The sequence below is a fragment of the Baekduia sp. genome, from assembly GCF_035685985.1.
GTDB lineage: Bacteria > Actinomycetota > Thermoleophilia > Solirubrobacterales > Solirubrobacteraceae > Baekduia.
Genome location: NZ_DASRZV010000017.1, coordinates 59,910 through 80,733, shown reverse-complemented (window position 1 = coordinate 80,733; position 20,824 = coordinate 59,910). Strand labels below are relative to the sequence as shown.

The following is a 20,824-nucleotide window of genomic DNA, read 5'->3' as shown; positions in this document are numbered from 1 at the left end:
GCGTGTTCCGGCAGGCTCACGCTTCGCCGACGTTCGACTCATGCGCGAATTGTACGGGCCGGGAGGACAGCATCGATGTCAGATCGAGCAAACATCTGGTTGATTCTCACTCGCTCAGCCCCAGCTCAGCCATCATGGTCTCCCGAAGCTTGAACTTCTGCACCTTTGTGGCGGACATCGGCCATTCGGTGACGAAGCGGACGTGGCGCGGGACCTTGAAGCGCGCGATCGCCCCGCGGCAGTGCTCGAGGATCTCCTCCTCGGTGGCCGACGCGCCCGCGCGCAGCTCGACGAAGACCACCGGCACCTCGTCCAGGCGCTGGTCCGGAATGCCCACCGCCTGCGCGATCTGGACCGCCGGGTGGGTCATCACGTGCGCCTCGATCTCGGCGGGTGAGAGGTTCTCACCCCCGACGCGGATGATCTCCTTGATCCGCCCGAGGTAGCGGATGCGGCCGGACGCGTCGGCCGACCCCAGGTCGCCGGTGCGCATCCAGCCGCCGGGCAGGAACGTCGCGGCGGTCTTGGCCGCGTCGCGGTGGTAGCCGCCGAACAGCAGCGGCCCGCGCAGCTGGATCTCGCCGCGCTCGTCGGGCCCGACCTCGGCGTCGGTCATCGGGTCGGCGATCCGCGCCTCCAGGCCCGGGACCGGCAGCCCGACCGTCCCCGTGCGGACCTCGACCGGGTCGTCGAGGTCGTGCTGGGTGCTGCACCCGCAGCTCTCGGTCATGCCGAACGTCGAGACCAGCACGCAGCCGGGGCCGACGCGGTCCTGCAGGTCGCGCAGCGTCCGCGGCGGCCCGACGACCAGCACGCGCGTGGCGGCGGCCATGTCGACCTCGCCGAAGCGCGAGTGGTTGAGGATCCCGAGCAGGATGTTGGCGTACGCGGGGTACAGCGCGGTCGGCCGCTCGCGGATCAGCAGGTCGATGCTCTCGTCGGGCTCGTAGAAGCGCGCGGTGACGATCGTCGCCCCGATCGCCACGCACGCGATCGAGACGCCGAAGGCGGCGATGTGGAACATCGGGCACGGGTTCCACACGCGGTCCTCGGGCGTGAGGCGCAGCGCGCGCCCGACGCCGTTGTGCCACACGCGCACGACCGACTCGTGGCTGATGATCGCTCCGCGCGGCTCCGCGGTGGTGCCCGACGTGTACAGCACGAGCGCGGGCTGCCCGAGGCTCACGCCGAGGCGGCGCCGGTGCACGGCGGCCTCCGCGACGTCCTCGCCGAGCGCGTCGAAGGCCGCCTCGTCCAGCACGCCCTCGCGCTCGCGCCGGCCGAGCACCACCAGCGACCGCAGCCGCGGCGCGTGCCGGACCGCCAGCGCGTGCGCGTCGGGCGCGTCGCCGAGGCCGCCGATGCTGTCGATGACCAGGTCGAGGTAGTTGACGTAGTCGTCGTTGGCGTCGTTGGTGATCAGGCACACCAGGTCGGCGTTCTCGACGATGTAGCCCATCTCGCGGGCGCGGAAGCGCGCGTTGACCGGGACGATCGTCGCGCCCGCCAGCGACACGCCGAAGTAGGCGGCCAGGATGTCGAAGCCGTTGGGCATCAGCACGCCGACGTGGTCGCCGGGCCGGACGCCCATGCCGATCAGGTTGCGGGCGATCCGCGTCGCGCGCGCCGCCAGCTCGCCGTAGGACCACGTGCCCTCGGGCATCGCGATCGCCGGATGGTCCGGTCGGTCGCGCGCCGCGCGCAGCAGCGCGTCGCCGAGCGTGACCGCGTCGACGCGGGCGTCATCCATCAGTAGCGCCATCCAAAGCCTCCATCGAGGCGCCGGCCCAGGTAGTCCTCGACGACCGTCAGCCCGGCGCGTGCCGCACGGTCGACGCCGATGCCCCGAGAGCGGAACGTCTCGGAGGCGAAGTACAGGCCCTCGACGTTGGGCGCCCGCCAGTGCGGGCGGAACGTCCCGACCAGCCCCGGCTTCTGGATCACGCCGAAGGACGGGTCGTGGACCAGGTGGCGCCGCCGCCAGTAGGTCGCTTCCAGGCCGGGGTACATCGTCTTCAGATCATCCTCGAACAGCGCGAACGTGCGCTCGAGGTAGTCGAGGTCGCGCGCGCGGCCGCCGGGGATGATCCCGCCGGCCACGATCAGGTTGACGCCCTCGGGCGCGGTGGACGGGTCCATCGCCGCCTGGTTGAAGCAGAAGCCCGAGATCCGGCTCGTGGGCGCGTGCAGCCAGGTCGCGATCTCGCGCGGGTCCAGCGCGTGGACCTCCTCGCGCGTGGCCATGTAGAGCCCGACCCACGAGATCCGCAGGTGGTCCTGGGCCAGGTGCTTGATCTGGCCGGCGTACCAGTCCGGCAGCGCGGACTCGGGCACGACGCGCAGCACGTTCCACACCGGCAGCGTCGAGATCACGCAGTCGGCCTCCAGGACCTCGCCCTCGAAGATCTCGTTGGGCAGGACCTTGTCGCGCCCGAGCCGCACGCCGCGCACGACGCCGTCCTCGATGATCACCTGCTCGGCGGGCGTGTTCATCAGCACCTCGCCCCCGTGCTCGACGACCGCGTCGCGCAGGTCGGCGAAGAGCCCGTCCCAGCCCTGCTCGGGCCAGAACGAGTACCCGGCCCGGCGCGTCTCGCCGTAGTGCATCTTGCGCACGTACAGGTTGTCGGAGGCGGAGTGGTCGTACCAGTCGTCGGTCATGCACTCCAGGACCGAGAGCAGCTCCCACAGCTCGATGACGCCGCGGTCGGACGTGTGCTGGGCCATCCAGTCGCGCAGCGGGCGGTCGTCCCACGCGTCCAGCTCCTCGTAGGGCGTCTCCTCCAGCGCGGCGATGACCTTCTTCAGCTCGCGCTTGTCGCTGGCGTAGCGCTCGCGGATCGACCCCCAGCGGTTGGTCTCGTGGTCCCAGACCGGCATGTCGGAGGAGACCGCGCCGTGCTCCAGCGTCTTGCCAACGTAGGACATCACCTTGGTGATGCCGCTGCCGGGATCCTCCAGGAGGTGGCCGCCGAGGTTGAGCTTGAAGCCCTCCTCGGGCACGGCCATGCCGCGTCCGCCGAGGTGTGCCCCGGCCTCCACGACCGTGACCCTCTTGCCCTCCTTCGCGAGCAGCGCGGCGGCGCTGAGCCCAGCGGCGCCCGCTCCGATGACGATCACGTCGACCTTGGCCACCGACGACCCCCTCCCCTCGGACGAAACCTACCAACCGTTTGCTTCGTCAGTATACGATTCCCGCCATGGAGCATGACGTGATCGTGGTGGGGGCCGGGACCGCGGGCCTGGTGGCCGGCGCGCTGCTGGCCAAGGAGGGCAAGAAGGTCGCCATCGTCGAGAAGCACCCGTACCTCGGCGGCCGCGCGATGGAGCATCGCTTCCGCGGACACCAGATCGGGCTCAGCTCCCATCTCGTCGAGGACCCCGGCGACTCGCTCACGCGCGCCTGCGAGCTGATCGGCGTCGAGCTGACCCACTCGCCCCGCTCGGACTCGATGCCGTTCTGGGACCAGGACCACTGGCTGCCGATCCAGGAGTTCTACGGCGACGCCTCCAAGACCGGGATCAAGCGCTGCATCGAGGCGCTGAAGGAGACGTCGTTCGAGGAGATCGACACGCTCGACCACCTCTCGCTGCGCGAGTGGATGGCGCGCCACACCTCCGACGAAGGCGTCTACCAGGTGTGGGAGGCGATCTCGGTCCTGGAGCAGATCACGCTGGAGCCGTGGGAGCACTCGGCCTCCGAGAACCTCTTCATCCGCAAGCTGCACTACGAGCGCAAGCGCACCGCGGGCTACTCGTTCTGGCCGATGGGCGGCTGGGAGTCGCTGTGGGACCGGATGGCCCGCGCCTTCGAGGCGCTGGGCGGCACGATCGTCCAGCCCGCCACCGTCGAGCGCGTCCTGGTGCGCGAGGGCAAGGTCGCGGGCGTCGAGCTGCGCAACGGCGAGGACCCCGACGCGCCCGGCGAGGTCCTGCACGCCGACGAGGTCATCGTCAACGCGCCGGTCTGGGACCTGCTGCGCCTGTTCGACGACGGCGTGCTGCCGTGGGACATCCAGGAGCGCATCCGGCTGCTGGCCGACAACCGCAACAAGGCCTGCTGGTTCGGCTACTGGATCGCCGCCGAGGAGCCGGTCATCGCGTCCAGCACGCTGGAGATGGCCTCGTTCTTCTCGACCCCGCGCACCGGCCTGCCCGGCTACACGCTCTGCTTCACCGGCTACGACGCGTCGGTCTCGCCGCCCGGCGAGTACCTGACCTGCGTCGGCGCGGCGTTCGACGCCACCAAGCACTACGGCGACCGCGCGTACTACGACAAGATGTTCGCGGACCTCTGGCTCGACATCGAGGACATGATGCCGGCGGCCAAGGGCGCGCTCTGGAAGAAGCCCCATCTCGTCTCGACCTACGGGGTCATCTGCAAGCCCGGGCAGGTCGGCGCCGCCCGACCCGACGCCCTCGTGCGCGGCATCGACGGTCTGTACCTGACCGGCGACACCACCCGCGCCCGCGGCATCGGGATCGACAAGGCGGCGCGCTCGGGCATCACGACGGCCGAGACGGTCCTCGGCCGGCGCCTTGAGTTCTTCTCCGACACCGTGAGGTACTGACATGACGCTGCGCGAGCCGACCGTCGAGGTCGATGCGCTCGACGCGCACGAGGAGCTGTACCGGCTGGGCTGGACCGACGGGCTGCCCGTCGTCCCGCCCCGGCCGGAGCTGGTGGAGGCGATGCTGGCGGGCGGCGGCGTGGAGGCCGACGAGGTCGTCGGCGTCCTGGCGCGCCGCCACCGCACGATCACCGGCCGGCAGGCCGCCGTCAACGCCGTGATGGCCGGCTGCCGGCCCGAGTACTTCCCGATCGTGCTCGCCGCGCTCGGGGCGCTGACCGACCCGGCCCACAACGCCGACACGATGCTGGCCAGCACCGGCGGCAGCGCGACGTGCGTGATCGTCTCCGGCCCGCTGGCCGCCGAGGTCGGGATGAACGCGCGCCACAACGCGCTGGGGTCCGGCAACCGCGCCAACGCGACGATCGGCCGCGCGGTCCGGCTGGTGGCGATGAACGTGCTCGGCGCGCGCTCCGGGAAGCTGGACGCCGCGTCGATCGGCCACCCCGGCCGCTACTCGTTCTGCTTCGCCGAGGACGATCCGCCGGCGCCGTGGGCGCCGCTGCGCGTGCGCCTGGGCTACGAGCGCGAGGACACGACGGTGACGGTCATGGGCTGCGAGGCCCCGCGCCAGATCGGCAACGCGCTCAACGAGGACCCGGCGGGCGTGCTGCGCACGTTCGCCTCGGCGATGAAGATGGCCGCGACGTTCTCGGTCGGCAAGGGCGGCCAGGGCGTCATGGTCATGGGCCCCGAGCACGCGCTGGCCGTGCGCCAGGCGGGCTGGTCGACACGGCGGGCGCTGAAGTTCCTGGTGGAGGAGACCCGCGTCACGCCGCGGCATCTCGAGGACGGCGGCGTCCTGCTGGAGGTCGGCGCCCAGCACGAGATGGAGCTGGGAGACGACGGCAAGCTGCCGACGTTCCAGGATCCCGAGGACATCATCTTGGTCACCGCCGGTGGCGAGGGGGCGGGCTGGTCGGCCTACATGCCGGCCGCCGCGCCGAGGTTGCACAGCCGCCACGCCACCCGGCGCGTCCGCACGCCCGGCGAGGCCCTGCCCGACTGCGGACCCGACAGCTGCGAGGTGACGTTCACGTCATGACCACCACCATCACCGTCTGCCGTCCCGACGCCGAGGAGGCGCCGGAGCGGCCCGCCCAGCGGGCCGAGCGCACGGCGCCGCCCGGCCCCGACGGCTACCGCGTCGCGTTGATCGACAACGGCAAGCCGCAGGCGCGCCTGCTGCTGGAGAGCCTGGCCGAGGAGCTGCGGGCGCGCATCGACGTCGGCTCGGTCGAGGTCGTCTCCAAGGCCGGCGCGGGCGAGCCGATCGACGACGCGCTGGCCGCCGAGATCGCCCAGCGGGCCGACGTGGCGATCGCCGCGCTGGGCGACTGCGGCGCGTGCAGCGCCTGCAGCCTGCGCGACGCGATCGCCTTCGAGCGCCTCGACGTGCCGGCGACCGTCGTGATCACCGACGCGTTCGTCGGCCACGTCGGGCACTTCGCCGACACGCTCGGGATGCCCGGCTACCCGACGCTCGTCGTCCCGCACCCGGTGTCCTCCAAGGACGCCGAGCACGTGCGGCGGTTGGCCGAGGGCTTGGCCGACGCGGCCGTGGCCCAGGTCACGCCGGGCTGAGCGCCGCGGGCGCGGGCGTCAGCGCCTCCTCCAGCAACTCGGTCAGCTCGCGCAACGCGAGGCTGTCCGAGTTGTTGGTGGTCTTGATCGCGTCCTCGAACATCGTCACGTCCTTGGGGCAGGACACGACGAAGTAGTCCAGCTCGCCGAGGCTCGTCGCCTCGCGGATGCGGTTCTCCGACGGGCGCTCGGCGCCCGGCTCGTCGCGGATCCAGATCCGCCCGCCGCCCGCGCCGCAGCAGAACGAGTTGTCGCGGTTGCGCGGCATCTCCACCAACTCGCAGCCGAGGTGCTCGAGGATCCTGCGCGGCGCGTCGTACTCGCCGTTGTGGCGACCCAGATAACACGGGTCGTGGTAGGTGACGCGGTAGTCCAGCGACCGCCGGAGGTCCAACCGCCCGGCGTCCAGCAACTCCAACAGGAACGTCGTGTGGTGGCTGATCGGCCACGTGCCGCCGAGGTCGGGGTACTCGTTGCGCAGCGTGTTGAGCGAGTGCGGGTCGGAGGTGACGATGCGGTTGAACTCCAACTCGTTGAGGTTGGCGATGTTCTCCTCCGCCAAGGCCTCCCACAGCCCCTCCTCCCCCACGCGGCGCACGTCGTTGCCCGCGTTGCGCTCGGAGTCGTACAGGATCCCGAAGTCCACGCCGGCCGCGTGGTAGAGCCGCGCGATCGCCTGGGTGACCTTCTGCGAGCGCGGGTCGAACGACGCGTAGTCGCCGACGAACCACAGCACGTCGACGGCCTGCTTGCGCGCGTCGGGCACCTCGAAGTCCAGCTCGGCCGTCCACTTGCCGCGGCGGCGCTTGTTCTCGCCGAACGAGTTGCCGGACTTCTGGATCGTGCGCAGCGTGGTCTGCAGCTCGGCGGGCAGCTCGCCGTCCTCGACCATCCGGCGGCGCAGCTGGTTGATGATCGGCGCCTGCTCGATCCCGACCGGGCAGGCCTCCACGCAGGCGTTGCACTGCATGCACGACCAGACGGTCTCGGGTTTGACGCGCTGCTCGCCGACGACCTCGACGCCGCAGAGCGGGTCCGTGCCCATCGGCTCGCCGGAGCGCGCGGCCAGCAGCGTGCCGAGCACGCCGCCGACGCCGGTGGGCGCGAACGCCGCGTTGGCCTCCTCGCGCAGCTCCAGGATCACGTCGCGCGGCGACAGCGGCTTGCCCGTCGCGTTGGCCGGGCAGGCCTCGTGGCACTTGCCGCACTTCGTGCAGGCGTCGAGCTGGAGCAGGTGCGTCGGCGAGAAGTCGGCCAGCACGCCGTAGCCGGCGGGCCGCTCGGCGTCGGCCTCGGCGATCGGCTTCAGGCGCTTGCCCGCCTTCTCGTCGCGCAGCACGAGCGAGGCGAAGCTCGTGAGCATGTGCGTGGCCTTGGTGTAGGGGATCGCCGAGACGAGCGTGAGCGCCACCAGCCCGTGCGCCCACCACAGGCCCATCCGCAGGACCTCCAGCGTCCCGTGGTCGACGCCGGTGAACAGCCGCGACACGAGCCACCCGGCCGGGCTGTAGCCGTTGTCGGCGGGGTGGTCCATCGCGATCCGCACGCCCTCGACGACGTAGCCGGTGACCACCAGGTACAACAACCCGCCGACGAAGACCCAGTCGCCCCAGCGGTAACGGCGGCGGTCGTACTGCGGCTCGCCCGCGGCGCGGTCGGGCCGCGCGTAGTCGAGCTTGCGCGGCTTGAGCACCGCGCGCCGGACCATCATCGCCAGCACGCCCGCGAGCAGGGCAATGCCCATGACGTCCAGGACGACCGAGTAGATCTTGTAGAAGTCGCCGGTGAAGAAGCGCCAGCCGAAGAGGCGCTCGGTCACGTCGGTGTTGATCGCCAGGACGACCGTCCCGACGAACAACGTGACGAACCCGTAGAACATCGCCGCGTGGGCGACGCCCGCGTAGCGGTCGCGGCGGCGGACGGTCGCCTGCGAGGCGACGAGGCGCAGCGCCGCGCGGAAGCGGCCCGGCAGCTCGGCCCGCGGCGTCCATCCGCCCCGGTGCCCGCTGAGGTACTTGGCCAGCGGCTTGGCGATCCCGTACAGGAACACGACGACCGAGGCGACGGCCAAGACGTACCAGAACGCCTCCAGCCACCCGGGGAAGTGCCAGAAGGTCTGGCGCGTGTCCCCGTCCTCGATCAGCCTGCGGCTGACCTCCGCGCTCGCGAGCACCGCCCCGCTCATGGCCTAGGCGAAGTGGCCGGGCAGCGCGCGGGCGACGTCGAACAGGTCGGCCACCGCGCCGTAGTGGGCGACCTGGAAGATCGGCGCCTCCGGGTCCGTGTTGATGGCGATGATCGTGTCGGCCTTGCGCATGCCGGCGAGGTGCTGCACCGCGCCGGAGATGCCCAGCGCGAGGTAGACCTTCGGCTTGACGGTCAGGCCCGACTGCCCGACCTGGCGCGAGGACGCGGCCAGCCCGGAGTCCACCAGCGGGCGCGAGACCGAGAGCGTCGCGTGGAGGCGGTCGGCGATCTGCTCCAGCTCGCTCACGCCGTCCTCGTCCTCGACCCCGCGGCCGATCGACAGCAGGAACGGCGCCTTGGTGATGTCGACGTCGCCGGCCTCGGCCTCGCGGTAGCCGAGGTGCTCGGTGCGCGCGGCGGACGCGTCGAGCGCGATCCCGGCGTCGCGGACGGTCGCCGCGCCGTCGCCGTCGCCGCCGGGCGCCGCGGCCTCGTAGGCGCCGGCGCGCAGCATGACCAAGGTGGTGCCCTTGCCCGGGAAGGCCAGCGAGGCGACCAGGCGGTCGCCGTAGGCGCCGCGGCGCACGGCGGGCGCGCCGTCCTCGATCGCCACGCCGAACGCGTCGGAGGCGAAGCCGAGCCCGAGCTTGGCGGCCACGGCGGGCGCGTAGCCCATCGCGTCGACCGTGTGCCCGGTCAGCACCACCGCGGGCTCCAGCGCCGCGATCGCGGCGGAGACCGCCTCGGCCTGCAGGTGCGGCTCGAACTCCGCGCGCGGCGAGGTCACGGTCAGGACCTCCTCGACGCCCTCGGCGCCCAGGCCGCCCGCCACCGCCGACGGATCACCGTCGACGACCAGGACGCGCACCGGGCCGCCGCCCTGCTCGGCGAGCGCCCGCGCCGCGGTGATCAACTCATAGGAGATGTCGCGGACCTCACCCTTGCGGGTCTCGGCGACGACCAGCACTCCGCTCATGGCTCAGGCCACCTTGCTCTTGATGATGGTCGCGATGCGCTCGGCGATCGCCGCGGCGTCGCCGTCGAGCATCTCGGCGCCCTCGCCCTTCTCGGGCGGGGCAAGGCCGACAAGTCGCGCCCCGGTCGCGGCGGCCAGCGCGGCGTCGTCGACGCCGGCGTCGGCGATCGAGACCACGTCCATCGGCTTGGACGACGCCTGGCGGATCCCGCGCAGCGTCGCGTAGCGCGGCTCGTTGGCCCCGGTCTGCACGGTCAGCAGCGCGGGCAGCGACGTGCGGACGTGCTCGATCACGCCGCCCTCCAGCTCGCGCTCGACGGTCGCCGTCCCGGCGCCCGCGTCGACCTCGACCTTGCGGACGACCGCGACGTGCGGCAGGTCGAGGTGGCCGGCCAGCGCGACGCCGGTGGCGCCGTTGACCGCGTCGGACGACTGCACGCCGCACAGCACGAGGTCGGGCGACTCCTTGCCCACCACCGCCGCCAGCACCTTGGCGATCGCCAGCGGGTCGAGGTCCTCCAGCGCCTCGTGCTCGACGTGGACGCCGCGGTCGGCGCCCATCGCCAGCGCGGTCAGCATGCCCTCGCGCGCCTCCTCGTTGCCGACGGTCACGACGACGACCTCGCCGTCGTCGCCCGCGGCCTCGCGGATCCGCAGCGCGGCCTCCAGCGAGAACGTGTCCCACTCGTTGAGGTCCCACTCCAGCGCGTCGGCCTCGATCGCGCGGCCGTCGTCGGCCAGGTCGAAGTCCTCGTCCGGCGTGGCCACCTGCTTGATCGGCACGACGATCTTCATCGGGTCAGCTCCGTTGGGTTGCGGGACTCAGAAGGACCGCGGCAGGCCGAGGTTCTCGGCGATCGCGTTGCGGGCCATCTCGTTGGTGATCGGGCCGATGCGCCAGAGGCGGGCGTCGCGCCAGTAGCGCTGCATGTCGGTCTCGGCCGAGTAGCCCATGCCGCCGAGGATCTGGATCCCGAGATCGGCGGCCTTGACCGCGTAGTCGGAGGCCACGACCTTGGCCATGCTGGCCTCCAGGTGGCAGGGCTTGCCCTCGTTGAGCAGCGTCGCGGCCTGGTAGACCATCAACTCGGCCTGGCGCTGCATCATCGCGATGTCGGCGATGTAGTGCTGGAGGATCTGGAACTCGCCGATCGTGCGGCCGAAGGCCTCGCGCTGCTTGACGTAGTCCAACGCGTCCTCGAGGACGGCGTCGAGGATGCCGACGCAGAACGAGCCGACCATCACGCGCTCGTTGTTGAGCGTCGGCAGGAGCATGTACCAGGCCTGGCCCGGCTCGCCCAGCACCAGCTCGTCGGGCACGAAGGCGTTCTTGAGGTTGACCTGGCAGGAGCCGATCGCGCGCATGCCGAGCTTGGGCAGCTCGGTGATCTCGACGCCCTCGGTCGTCTTGGCGGGCAGCAGGAAGAGCGTGACGCCCTGGTGGCGCTTGGCGACGTCGTCGTCGGTGCGGGCCAGCAGCAGGATGTAGTCGGCGACGTGCGCGGAGCTGCACCAGACCTTCGTGCCGCTGATGCTCCAGCCGCCGTCGACCTTCTCGGCCTTGGTCTTCATCGCGCCGAGCACGTCGGTGCCGCCGCCGGGCTCGGTGAAGCCGATCGAGAAGCGCAGCTCGCCGCGCGCGATCGCGGGCAGGAAGCGCTCCTTCTGCTCGTCGTTGCCGTAGATCCCGATCGACTTGGACCCGGCGAACGACGTCAGCCCCCACACCCAGCTCAGGCCGCCCAGCGACCGGCACAGCTCGCGGGCCAGCACCATCTGGGTGATGATGTCGCCGCCCTCGCCGCCGTACTCCTCGGGGACGCTGAGGCCGTGGTAGCCGGCCTTCGTGAACTTGTCCCAGAGGTCGAACGGGTAGTCGTGCTCGTGGCGCTCCAGCTCCCGCGCGTAGTCCTTCGGCGTCTCCTTGTCGACCCACTTGCGCACCTGGCGCCGGAAGACGCGCATCTCTTCGCTGAGCTCGAAGTCCATCCCTCGTCCGTCCCGTTCTTCGGTTAAAACCAAACGTCTGGTTGGTTGATATCACATGCTAGCGCGCGGCCGCGTCGGTGAGGGCCTCGACGCGGGGCGCCTGCGCGATCCCGGCGGCGCGCAGCTCCTCGGCGATCCGCTCGCGCAGCACGAACTTCTGGATCTTGGTCCCGGACATCGGCCAGTCGTCGACGACGCGGACGTAGCGCGGGACCTTGTAGGTGGCGATCTGGCCGACGCAGAAGCCGATCAGCTCGGCCTCGGTCAGCGTCGCCCCCGGCTTGAGCTGCACGAACGCCGCGGGGACCTCGTCGTAGCGCGCGTCGGGCGCCGCGACGACCTGGGCGATGTTCACCGCCGGGTGGCCGAGCAGGTAGCCCTCCAGCTCCAGCGCCGAGACGTTCTCGCCGCCGACCTTGAGCATGTCCTTGAGGCGGCCGGCGTAGACCAGCCGCCCGTCGGCGTCCAGCAGCGCGAGGTCCTGGGAGTGGAAGAAGCCGTCGGCGTCGAAGCTCGCCGCGGTCAGCTCCGGGTCCTTGTGGTAGCCCTCGAAGAGCGAATAGCCGCGGAAGCACAGCTCCCCCACCTCGCCGGCGGGTCGCACCGCGCCGGTCGCGGGATCGACGATCTTGATCTCCAGGCCCGGCAGCGGATGGCCGAGCGTGCCGATGCGCGCCTCGTACGGGTCGTCGGCGCGGCTCAGCGTGAGGTTGCTCGAGCACTCGGTCGCGCCGTAGGAGGACACCTGCGCGGCCCACGGCATCCGCTCCTCCAGCTGCGCGAGGCGCTCGGGCACCGCGATGCTCTGGATGAGCTCGATCGCGCCGAGGTCGGTGGTGGCGAAGCGCGGGTGGTCGAGCACCGCCAGCCAGATCGTCTCGAACGCCGGGTAGATGACGCGGCAGCGCCGCTCCTGGAGCGTGCGCAGCGCGACCTCGGGGTCGAAGTGGCCGGCGTGGCAGTACGTCGCGCCGGTCGCCAGGCAGCCGAGCATCGGGACGATGCCGCCGATGTGGAACAGCGGCAGCGGGTCCCAGAAGCTGTCGGCCTCGGTCAGCTCGAAGCGCGTCCGCGCGACGTTGGCGCCGTGGCGGACGAGCGCCTCGTGCGTGAGCAGGCAGCCCTTCGGGCGCGCGCTGGTGCCCGAGGTGTACATGAGGATCGCGACGTCGCGGACGCGGACGCGCTCCTGCCGGCGGCGGACCTCCTCGGCGGGCACCGCCGCGGCGGCCGCCTCGAAGTCGGCGCGCGCGAGGAAGCCGGGATGCGCGGGCACCCGGTCGGCGTCCACGTCGACGATGCAGCGCAGCTCCGGGAGGCCGTCGAGCGCGAGCGCGCGTGGGTCCTGCCCGGCCAGCTCGGGGAGCATCTGGGCGATGAGGGCGACGTAGTCGGTGGCGCCGCGCCCGTCGCCGGCCGCGGTGAGCAGCACGCGCACGTCGCCGTGGCCGACGACGTGGCTCAGCTCATGGGCCTTGAAGCGCCCGTTGATCGGCACGACGACCGCGCCGAGCTTGGCGGCGCCGAAGACCGCCAGCACGAACTCGGCGCGGTTGGCCATCAGGATGCCGACCTTGTCGCCGGCGCCGACGCCGAGGCCGGCCAGCGAGCGGGCGTAGGCCTCGCTGCGCTCGCGCAGCTGCGCGGACGTGAGCGCGACGTCGGGGAAGACGATCGCGTCGCGGTCCGGCGAGCGCTCCGCGCCGCGGTCGGCGAGGTCGCCGATGGTGGTGACGTCGATGGCCATCGCGGCGACCGCCCTAGTAGCTCGGCCGGTGCCAGCCGGCGGTGACCTCGGCCGACGCGTGGTGCTCCAGCTCGGCGACCGTGCCGCCGTCGACGCGGATGTCGGCGCCGGTGACGTAGGAGGCGGCGTCGCTGGCCAGGAACTCGGCGACGGCGGCGACCTCGTCGGGCTCGGCGCCGCGGTCCAGCGCCGACAGGCCCGCGAGCTGGCGCCCGTTGCCGTCGCCGGCCCCGGCCTCCAGGTGGCCCATCGGCGTGAGGATCAGGCCGGGCGAGATCGAGACGATGCGCGCGCCGCGCTCGCCCCACGGACGCGCCAGGCGCTCGACCAGCGCGATCACGCCGCGCTTGGAGACCGCGTAGGCCAGCCCGGGCTTCCAGGCGTCGCCCTCGGCGGCGGCGACCGCGTCGTAGACGCCGTCGGCCAGCGGGTCGACCATCGTCTCGTCGTGCTCGCGCACGCCGCCGCGGTGGCCGGAGATCGAGGCGATGCAGACGGCGACCGTGCCCTCGCCCACGTGGCGGTCCAGCGCGTCGAGCACCTGCGTGGTCCCGATCAGGTTGACGGTGAAGATGTCCTCCGAGTCGGCCATGTGCGGGCTCAGCCCGGCGGCGCAGACGATCGCGGCGAGGCGGTCGCCCTCGCCGATCGCGTCGGCCAGCCGGCCCGCGACGGCAGGGTCGCGGACGTCGCCCGGGACGCTCGTGGCGGCGATGCCGTCGGCGGCCAGCTCGGCCACCTCGGCGTCCAGGCGCTCGGGCGAGACGTCGGTCAGGACCAGCGCGTGCCGGCGCCCCAGCCGGCGCGCGCAGGCGCGCCCGAGGCCGCCCGCCGCGCCGGTGATGACCGCGACCGTGCGCGCCTGCGTGCTGCTGTCGGTGCTCATGCTCCGCGACGTTACCTTTTCTGCCGACCGGTTGGTTGAAAAATCTCGCTCCAGATGGAGCCGCGTCAGCACCAGGTGCGCGATCCGCCAGCGCCCGTCCGCGCCCTTGACGTAGCGCTCGTGATAGTGGCCGTAGCCGTGGCAGCGGGCCAGGCCGGACGGGTGGCCGGCGTCGTAGACCAGCAGGTCCTCCATCGCCCAGATGCCCTCGGCGTGCGTCGCGTCGAGCACGTCGATCTCGGGCATGTGGCCGTGGTGCACGGTGGTCACGCCCTCCAGGCCGGCGCTCACCTGGGCCACGATCTCGGCGCGCCCGACCAGCGGCTCGGGCCGGTTGGCGCGGTGGTCGAGGACCGCGTCCTCGGTGAACAGCTCGCCCCACGCCTCCCAGCGCTTGGTGTCGACGAGCCGGAAGTAGCTCGCCTTGAGGCGCCTCAGCGCCTCGATCTCGCGCAGCGTCTCCATGGCGCGGACGATACCGACCAATCGTTTGCTTGACGCCGGTGCGGCCGCCGCCATACGGTGGGCGCATGTCCCTCGATGAGCTGCGTCCCCATCCGCGCCTCGTCACCAACATGGTGTCGTTGCCGCGCGACCTCCCGCTGGACGAGGGGCTGGACCGCCTGCTCGCGGCCGGGCTGCGCCGCGTGGGCGTGTCGAGCGACGCGATCCACGCGCTCGGGTGGGAGCGCGGCGTCGAGCTGCTGGCGGCGTCCGACGCGGAGGTCGTCTACGTCCTGCACCGGGCGATGTTCACGCTGGAGGACCCCGACCGCTGGCCGACCCAGCAGGCGCGTGTGCGGCGCACGCTCGACGCGGCCGCGACGCTCGGCGTCGGGATCGTCTACGCGACCACCGGGCCCGGCGGCGCGCTGGACTTCGACGAGGCGGCGCGGCGGCTGTGCCGCGCGATCGCGCCGGTGGTCGAGCACGCCGAGGCGCTCGGCGTGCGGCTGCTGCTGGAGACGACCAACCCGCAGTTCGCCGACATCGACCTGCTGCACACCGTCCGCGACACGGTCGCCGCCGCGCGCGCCACCGGCACGGGCGTGTGCCTCGACGTGCACGCGGGCTGGACCGACTCGTCGCTGGAGGACCTGATCCGCGAGGCGCTGCCGTCGATCGGCCTCGTCCAGCTCAGCGACTACGTCCCGGGCACGCGCACGCTGGACCGCGCGGTGCCGGGCGACGGGATCATCCCGCTGGAGCGGATCGTCGGCCGGCTGCTGGAGGCCGGCTACGACGGGCCGTTCGACCTGGAGCTGTTCGGCGACCAGGGCGAGGACGACGTGGACGCGCTGCGGCGCGCCGCGCGGTACATGACCGAGATCCTCGACCGGCTCCCGGCGGCGGTGTGAGCGATGGCGAGCGCCGCGATCGCCGAGCTGCTGCATCGCTACGCGTGGACGTATGACGCGGGCGACGTCGCGGGCGCGGTGGCGTGCTTCGTCGAGGAGGGGACGCTGACGACGGTGGTCGCCGGCGAGGAGGCCGCGGTGCGCGGGCAGGCGGAGCTGGAGGCGTTCCTGGGCGCGGCGCGGGGCGCGCGGGCGGAGCGCGGCGAGCAGCCGCGGCATCTGGTGACCAACGTGGTGGTGTCGCTCGAGGACGACGGCGCGGCCCCGCGCGTCGAGGCGTACATGACGCTGATCCTCACGGGCGCCGACGGCGCGCGGGTCGAGTGCACCGGCGTCTACGAGGACCGCGTGGTCGAGACCCCCGACGGGTGGCGGTTCCGCTCCCGGCATCTGCGCTTCGACCGGGCCGGCGCATGACCGGCGTGCCCCCGGCCAACTGGGCGGTCGACGTCGCGGCGACGACGACGCACCCGATCGCCGACGGCGTGTGGGCCCTGCGGCTGCCGAGCCCATGGCACCACATCAGCCATGCCAATGCCTATGTGATCGAGGACGCCGAGGGCATCGCGCTGATCGACACCGGCTCGGGCGGACACCCCACCGCGCTGGACGCGCTGGAGCGCGCGCTGGAAGCGGTCGAGTGGCGGCTGTCCGACGTCCACGACCTGTTGATCACGCACTACCACACCGACCACATGGGGTTGGCCGGGACCGTGCACGCGGCGTCGGGCTGCACGATCTGGGGGCACCCGCGCCACGACGTCTTCTTCGAGGTCCTGGAGCGCCCGGACGAGGTCCACGCGCGGCGGCTGGCGCACGCGCGGCGCGAGGGCGCCGGCGGCACGGTGCTGGAGGCGTGCGCGTCGACGCGGGAGGAGCACGAGGGCGCGGTCCCCCAGCCGCGCCCGCACCGGGCGCTGGCGGCCGGCACGCGGGTGCCGACCGGGATCGGCGAGCTGGTCGTCGTCGAGACCACGGGCCACTGCCCGTCGCAGGTCGCCCTGTGGGAACCCGCGCGGCGCATGGTGTTCAGCGCCGACCTGCTGATGCGGGACTTCGTGAGCTTCTGCGACGTCGTCGAGGGCGAGGACGTCCTGGGCGCGTTCCGGGCCTCGGTCGAGCGCGTCGCCGCGCTGGACGCCGCCGTCGCCCTGCCCGGCCACGGGCGTCCGATCACCGACGTCCCGGCGCTCATCGGGCGCTACCGCGAGGGCCTCGCCGCGCGAATGGCGCTGGTGGAGGCCACGCTGGACGACGAGCCGCGCAGCACGATGGACGTCGCGCGCCGCGTCTTCGCCGCCGACGTGCCGGCCTCGGCGGTGTGGCACTTCCTGGAGACCTGCTGCTACCTGGAGCACCTCGCGACGCTCGGCCGGGCCGTGCGGGACGAGGCGCTGCCGGGGTGGCGACGCGCCGGCGCCGCCGCCGGCCGCTAGGCGACCGCGCGGGCGCCGAGGTCGACCGCGGGGACGCGCCAGGGCGTGGGCGTGGGCGCCGCGTCGCGGGCCGATGGCACGCCGCGCACCGCCGCCGCGACCGCGCCGGGCAGCGCGACCGTCTCGGTCTGGACGTGCGCGCGCACGACGACCTCATCCCCCGCCGGCTCATCCGGCAGCCCGTCTGACCCGAGCCACATGGCACATACCTACCAGTTGGTTGGTTCGGGATGCAAGGGCAATTTGCCGGTGCGTCGTATTCAAACAATCGGTTGGTAGCTATACTGACGCCGCCGGTCGTCAACCACATGGACTCGAGGAGCCCGATGTCGCACGCTGCCGCTCTGCCCCGCCCGACCGCCGCCGCCACCGCGGGCGGCGTGCTCGCCGACGCCTTCGGCGGGACCCGCGTCCGCGACGCCGCGCTCGTCGCCGGCGGCGCCGGCCTGACCGCCGCGCTCGCGCAGGTCTCGATCCCGATCCCGCCGTCGCCCGTGCCCGTCACCGGCCAGACGCTCGCGGTCGTGCTCGCCGGCGCGGCGCTCGGCGCCCGCCGCGGCGCCGCGTCGCAGCTGCTCTACCTGCTCGTCGGGCTCTTCCTGCCGGTCTACGCCGGGGGCGACTCGGGCGCCCACGTCGTCTGGGGCTCCTCGGGCGGCTACCTCTTCGGCTTCGTCCTCGCGGCCGGCCTCGTCGGCTGGGCCGCCCAGCGCGGCGCCGACCGCCGCCCGCTCCTCGCCGCGCTGACCTTCGCCGGCGGTCAGCTCGCGGTCTTCGGCATCGGCGTCCCGTGGCTGAAGGTCTCCGCCGACCTCGGCTGGGGCACCGCGGTGCACTACGGCTTCACGGTGTTCGTCGTGGGCGGGATCGTCAAGGCCGTCGTCGCCGCCGGCCTGCTGCCCAGCGCCTGGCGGCTGGCGCGCCGCGTTCGCTGAGCCGCGGCGCGCACGGCGGCCTCAGCCGCAGCGCGCGCCCTTCGCGACCCTGGCCCCGGCGACGACGTCCGCGGCGTGACGCGGGACGCGGACGACGACCCGGCAGCGGCCACGCCGGAACGTCAGCCGCAGATGCCCCGCGGTCGAGGAGACGGCCGGGCCACGCACCCGCCCACCCGCGGCCCGCGCCGCCATGGCGCGCAGGTCGGGCAGCGCCCGTCGCAGGTCGGCGGCCCGCGGGGTCGACGACGGCGTCGAGGGCGTGCCACCGATGCGGACCCCCGCGAGGTGCAGCGCGAGCGCCAGGGACAACAGCGCCAGGATCGCGCGCGGGATCGCGCCGCGCCGGCGTCGTGCCGCGCGACGCCCCGGCCCGGACGGCGCGGACGGCGGCGCGGCGGGCGCCCGCGGGATGAGCCCGTGCATCGTGAACGCCGCGCACAGCGCCGTGACCGCGCGATCGACGTCGACGGCCGTCAGCGGCCCGGCGCCGCCGATCGCCCGGGCCACCTCGTCCGGCGCGCCGACCGCCACCGACCCGAGCGGCACCAGGCCACGCTCGGGCAGGCCCTCGTTGGCGTTGGCCATGCACAACATCCCCCGGACGGGCAGCACCAGGCCGGCGGCGGCCAGCGCGGCGGTGACCTGCTCGACCTGGCGCTCGACGCCCTCGACGTCCTTGCTCTTGCCGTGCCGGCCGATCCACAGCACGTCGTCCTGGAACCGCAGGCGGCCGGTCCACGCCTTGACGTCGATGACCACGACGCCGGCGCGCCCCACCGCGATGAAGTCGACGTTCGCGATCCGCCCCCGCGGCGTCGCGTCGATCAGGAGGGCGAAGCCCTCGGTCGCGGCCCACGCCCGCAGCACCTCGCCGACGCGCGCCTCGCCGTCGGCGCCGAGCAGCCACGCGGTCTCGTGCGCGGGCGCGTTCTCCATCTCGGCCTCGATCTCGGACGCGCTGCGCCCCGCCTCCCGCAGGCGCCGCAGCCGAGCCCCTCGCCTCCGCGCGTGGACGGCGCGCGCGCCGGCTCAGGCCTCAGCCCGTCCGGCGCAGCAGCGCCGGCGTGAGGCGGGCGACGTGGGCCAGGAGCCGCTCGTGGGTCGCGTGCTCCGGATCGGTGAGGCGCAGGCACAGCAGCTCGCGCCCCGCGCCGTGGATGACGTGCGCGGTGTACTCGGGGTCGGCGAGGTCGGGGTTGACCTCGACGAGGCCGGCGGCGAGGTAGGCGCGCACCCGGTCCTGGCTCTCGGCCAGGCGCTCGTGCAGCTCCGGCGGCGCGCCCTCGGGCGGGATCAGGAACAGGCGCCAGGTCGCGGGATGGGCGTCGATCGCGCGCAGGATCCCGGCGAAGGCGCGGCCGAAGACGCCGAGGCTCTCGCTCGCGCGCTCGTCGTCCTCGCCCTCCCCTTCGCCGTCGTTGCTCGGCGCGACCGCCGCGGCGAACTGCGCGCCCGCGCGCGCCGCCTCGCGGTCGATCAGCGCGACGAACAGCCCGGAGAGGTCGCCGAACCGGTGGTAGAGGATCGTCCGGGTGACGCCCGCCTCGGCGGCGATCCGGTTGAGCGTCGCGGCGTGGAACCCGTCGGCGTCGACGATCGCGTGGGCGACGTCGAGGATCTGCTCGCGCCGATCCTCGGCGGGCATCCGGCGGCGGGGTCGAGGGGCCGTGGCCATGCTTGACGACTCAAGTTACACCACGTAACTTAGAGCCGCGGCCTACCGCCCGGGCCGGAGATCGCGATGCCCCAGAGCACCCACTTCCCCGCGCTCGCCGAGCGCGTCCACCGCCAGCGCACCCTGCAGCCGGGGCTCTACGGCGACGTCGACTTCACCGCCCGGCCCTACCGCCTGGCCACCGGGGCGACGGACGAGACCGCGCTGCCCGCGTGGGTCGACGACCGTGCCGCGATCCTCGCCGACGAGCGCCTCGTCGAGCTGATGAGCACGGCCACGATGCTCGGCGACGTCGTCGCCGACCCCTACGCCTCGCTGATGGCCACGCGCTCGTTCAAGAGCCTGATCGACATGCTCCTGCGCGCCTGCCGCGAGGGGCTGGACGCCGTCCCCGACGCCCCGCCGGAGCTGCGCGCGTTCGTCGCCGCGATGGAGGCGACGCCGAGCTGGCTCGACATGGGGCTCGTCGAGGAGGGCGCGCGCCACGCCCGCATCCCCGGCGCGTTCCTGTCGCCGTTCGTCACGCGCGGCGCGTTCGTCGCGACGTTCATGAACACCTACGCCGCGCTGCCGATGGCGCTCACCGGCGCGCTCGGCGGCCGCAAGGCGGCGCGCCGCGTCAACGAGACCTCGAGCTTCTTCGCGGTGACGACGCTGCCCGGCGCGCTGAACCGCTTCGGACCCGGCTTCGAGGCCGCGGCGATGGTCCGGCTGATGCACTCGATGGTCCGCTACAACGCGCTCAAGCGCTCTGATCGATGGGACCTCGACGTCTACGGCATCCCGATCCCGCAGCTCGACCAGATGCCCGCCGGCCTGATCAACGTCTACCTCGTCGCGGCGAAGGCCCGCCGCGAGGGCCGCACGGAGTTCACCTCCGGCGAGCGGGCGCTGGTCGAGTTCGGCCGCTACCGCTGCTTCCTGCTCGGCCTGCCCGAGGAGCTGCTGCCGACGACCGTCGACGGGGTCCTGCGCGCGCTGCACGCGCGTGCGGCCGTGCTGCGCGAGGGCTTCGACGACGACACCTGCGGCGCGCTGGTCCGCGCGACGATGGAGGCCTACCTGCCGGTCGGGCGGACGCCGCGCGACCGCGCGTTCGACGCCGTCGAGCGCAGCTACAGCAAGGCCTTCTTCCTGCGCACGTTCGGCCGCGGCGGGCGCGCCGCGCAGATGGGCGTGCGCTTCACCAAGGCCGACGCCGCGCGCGTCGCGGTGACCGCGCCGTTCGTCCTCGGGCGGTTCGTCGCCGTCCAGGCCGCCGCCCGCCTCCCCCTGCTACGCGGCCCGGTCGACGCCTACGCGATCCGCGTCCTCAAGCGCCGTCTGAAGACCTACGGCACCGCGGAGTTCACGACCGACGCCACCACCTACGCGCCCGTCGACCGCACCGCGACGGCCGGCGCGACCGCCTGAGGGC

19 protein-coding genes are annotated in these 20,824 nt (G+C 73.1%); 8 read left to right on the top strand and 11 right to left on the bottom strand.

Annotation, left to right across the window (positions count from 1 at the left end):
* Positions 1-106: 106 nt before the first annotated feature.
* Together VFG42_RS09400 and VFG42_RS09395 are read right to left on the bottom strand one after the other, a co-directional pair.
* Entirely contained in the window at positions 107-1,750 is a 1,644-nt protein-coding gene (locus VFG42_RS09400) for a class I adenylate-forming enzyme family protein (RefSeq protein ID WP_324907638.1), read from the bottom strand.
* Positions 1,750-3,135: a phytoene desaturase family protein gene (locus VFG42_RS09395; RefSeq protein ID WP_324907636.1), complete on the bottom strand. Its 1,386-nt coding sequence runs from the start codon at positions 3,133-3,135 to the stop codon at positions 1,750-1,752. Before VFG42_RS09395 ends, VFG42_RS09400 begins: the two co-directional genes overlap by 1 nt.
* A gap of 65 nt (positions 3,136-3,200) precedes the next feature.
* On the opposite strand from VFG42_RS09395, the gene VFG42_RS09390 reads away from it, so the two are divergent.
* The 3 genes from VFG42_RS09390 to VFG42_RS09380 are packed head-to-tail and all read left to right on the top strand — an operon-like array spanning position 3,201 to position 6,215.
* Complete coding sequence (locus tag VFG42_RS09390) at positions 3,201-4,571, top strand: phytoene desaturase family protein (RefSeq protein WP_324907635.1); 1,371 nt, start codon at positions 3,201-3,203, stop codon at positions 4,569-4,571.
* A gap of 1 nt (position 4,572) precedes the next feature.
* Positions 4,573-5,676: a hypothetical protein gene (locus VFG42_RS09385; RefSeq protein WP_324907633.1), complete on the top strand. Its 1,104-nt coding sequence runs from the start codon at positions 4,573-4,575 to the stop codon at positions 5,674-5,676.
* Positions 5,673-6,215: a UGSC family (seleno)protein gene (locus tag VFG42_RS09380; protein WP_324907631.1), complete on the top strand. Its 543-nt coding sequence runs from the start codon at positions 5,673-5,675 to the stop codon at positions 6,213-6,215. Before VFG42_RS09385 ends, VFG42_RS09380 begins: the two co-directional genes overlap by 4 nt.
* Here VFG42_RS09380 and VFG42_RS09375 read toward each other — a convergent pair.
* From VFG42_RS09375 to VFG42_RS09350, 6 genes are read right to left on the bottom strand one after another with little or no spacing between them, the layout of a single operon-like run.
* Positions 6,202-8,400: a (Fe-S)-binding protein gene (locus VFG42_RS09375; protein ID WP_324907629.1), complete on the bottom strand. Its 2,199-nt coding sequence runs from the start codon at positions 8,398-8,400 to the stop codon at positions 6,202-6,204. The genes VFG42_RS09380 and VFG42_RS09375 overlap by 14 nt on opposite strands.
* A 3-nt stretch (positions 8,401-8,403) precedes the next feature.
* Positions 8,404-9,378 (bottom strand): electron transfer flavoprotein subunit alpha/FixB family protein, encoded by a 975-nt coding sequence (locus VFG42_RS09370; protein WP_324907626.1) that lies wholly within the window; start codon positions 9,376-9,378, stop codon positions 8,404-8,406.
* A gap of 3 nt (positions 9,379-9,381) precedes the next feature.
* On the bottom strand, positions 9,382-10,173 hold the full coding sequence (locus VFG42_RS09365; protein WP_324907624.1) for an electron transfer flavoprotein subunit beta/FixA family protein: 792 nt from the start codon (positions 10,171-10,173) through the stop codon (positions 9,382-9,384).
* A 27-nt stretch (positions 10,174-10,200) separates the two neighbouring features.
* On the bottom strand, positions 10,201-11,367 hold the full coding sequence (locus VFG42_RS09360) for an acyl-CoA dehydrogenase family protein (RefSeq protein ID WP_324907622.1): 1,167 nt from the start codon (positions 11,365-11,367) through the stop codon (positions 10,201-10,203).
* Positions 11,368-11,425: 58 nt separating this feature from the next.
* Positions 11,426-13,114, bottom strand: coding sequence for an AMP-binding protein (locus VFG42_RS09355; protein WP_324907620.1), 1,689 nt, complete (start codon positions 13,112-13,114; stop codon positions 11,426-11,428).
* Positions 13,115-13,127: 13 nt separating this feature from the next.
* On the bottom strand, positions 13,128-14,465 hold the full coding sequence (locus VFG42_RS09350) for an SDR family oxidoreductase (RefSeq protein WP_324907617.1): 1,338 nt from the start codon (positions 14,463-14,465) through the stop codon (positions 13,128-13,130).
* Between the two features lie 65 nt (positions 14,466-14,530).
* Between VFG42_RS09350 and VFG42_RS09345 the strand changes: the two genes are divergently transcribed.
* Genes VFG42_RS09345 through VFG42_RS09335 form a run of 3 tightly spaced genes read left to right on the top strand, consistent with a single transcriptional unit; the run spans position 14,531 to position 16,794 of the window.
* Positions 14,531-15,358: a sugar phosphate isomerase/epimerase family protein gene (locus tag VFG42_RS09345; protein ID WP_324907615.1), complete on the top strand. Its 828-nt coding sequence runs from the start codon at positions 14,531-14,533 to the stop codon at positions 15,356-15,358.
* Between the two features lie 3 nt (positions 15,359-15,361).
* On the top strand, positions 15,362-15,775 hold the full coding sequence (locus VFG42_RS09340; protein ID WP_324907613.1) for a nuclear transport factor 2 family protein: 414 nt from the start codon (positions 15,362-15,364) through the stop codon (positions 15,773-15,775).
* The gene (locus VFG42_RS09335) at positions 15,772-16,794 is read left to right on the top strand and encodes an MBL fold metallo-hydrolase (RefSeq protein WP_324907611.1); all 1,023 of its coding nucleotides are present in this window, start codon (positions 15,772-15,774) and stop codon (positions 16,792-16,794) included. Before VFG42_RS09340 ends, VFG42_RS09335 begins: the two co-directional genes overlap by 4 nt.
* Here VFG42_RS09335 and VFG42_RS09330 read toward each other — a convergent pair.
* Complete coding sequence (locus tag VFG42_RS09330) at positions 16,791-16,994, bottom strand: hypothetical protein (protein ID WP_324907609.1); 204 nt, start codon at positions 16,992-16,994, stop codon at positions 16,791-16,793. The two genes, VFG42_RS09335 and VFG42_RS09330, sit on opposite strands and share 4 nt — an antisense overlap.
* A gap of 126 nt (positions 16,995-17,120) precedes the next feature.
* Here VFG42_RS09330 and VFG42_RS09325 point away from each other — a divergent pair, with 126 nt between their 5' ends.
* Entirely contained in the window at positions 17,121-17,729 is a 609-nt protein-coding gene (locus VFG42_RS09325; protein ID WP_324907607.1) for a biotin transporter BioY, read from the top strand.
* Positions 17,730-17,750: 21 nt separating this feature from the next.
* Here the strand turns inward: VFG42_RS09325 and VFG42_RS09320 are convergent, their stop codons facing one another.
* The gene (locus VFG42_RS09320) at positions 17,751-18,668 is read right to left on the bottom strand and encodes a nuclease-related domain-containing protein (protein ID WP_324907605.1); all 918 of its coding nucleotides are present in this window, start codon (positions 18,666-18,668) and stop codon (positions 17,751-17,753) included.
* A gap of 100 nt (positions 18,669-18,768) precedes the next feature.
* Complete coding sequence (locus VFG42_RS09315; protein ID WP_324907603.1) at positions 18,769-19,377, bottom strand: helix-turn-helix domain-containing protein; 609 nt, start codon at positions 19,375-19,377, stop codon at positions 18,769-18,771.
* 96 nt (positions 19,378-19,473) lie between these two features.
* Here VFG42_RS09315 and VFG42_RS09310 point away from each other — a divergent pair, with 96 nt between their 5' ends.
* The gene (locus tag VFG42_RS09310; protein WP_324907601.1) at positions 19,474-20,820 is read left to right on the top strand and encodes a hypothetical protein; all 1,347 of its coding nucleotides are present in this window, start codon (positions 19,474-19,476) and stop codon (positions 20,818-20,820) included.
* The last annotated feature ends 4 nt before the right edge of the window (positions 20,821-20,824 follow it).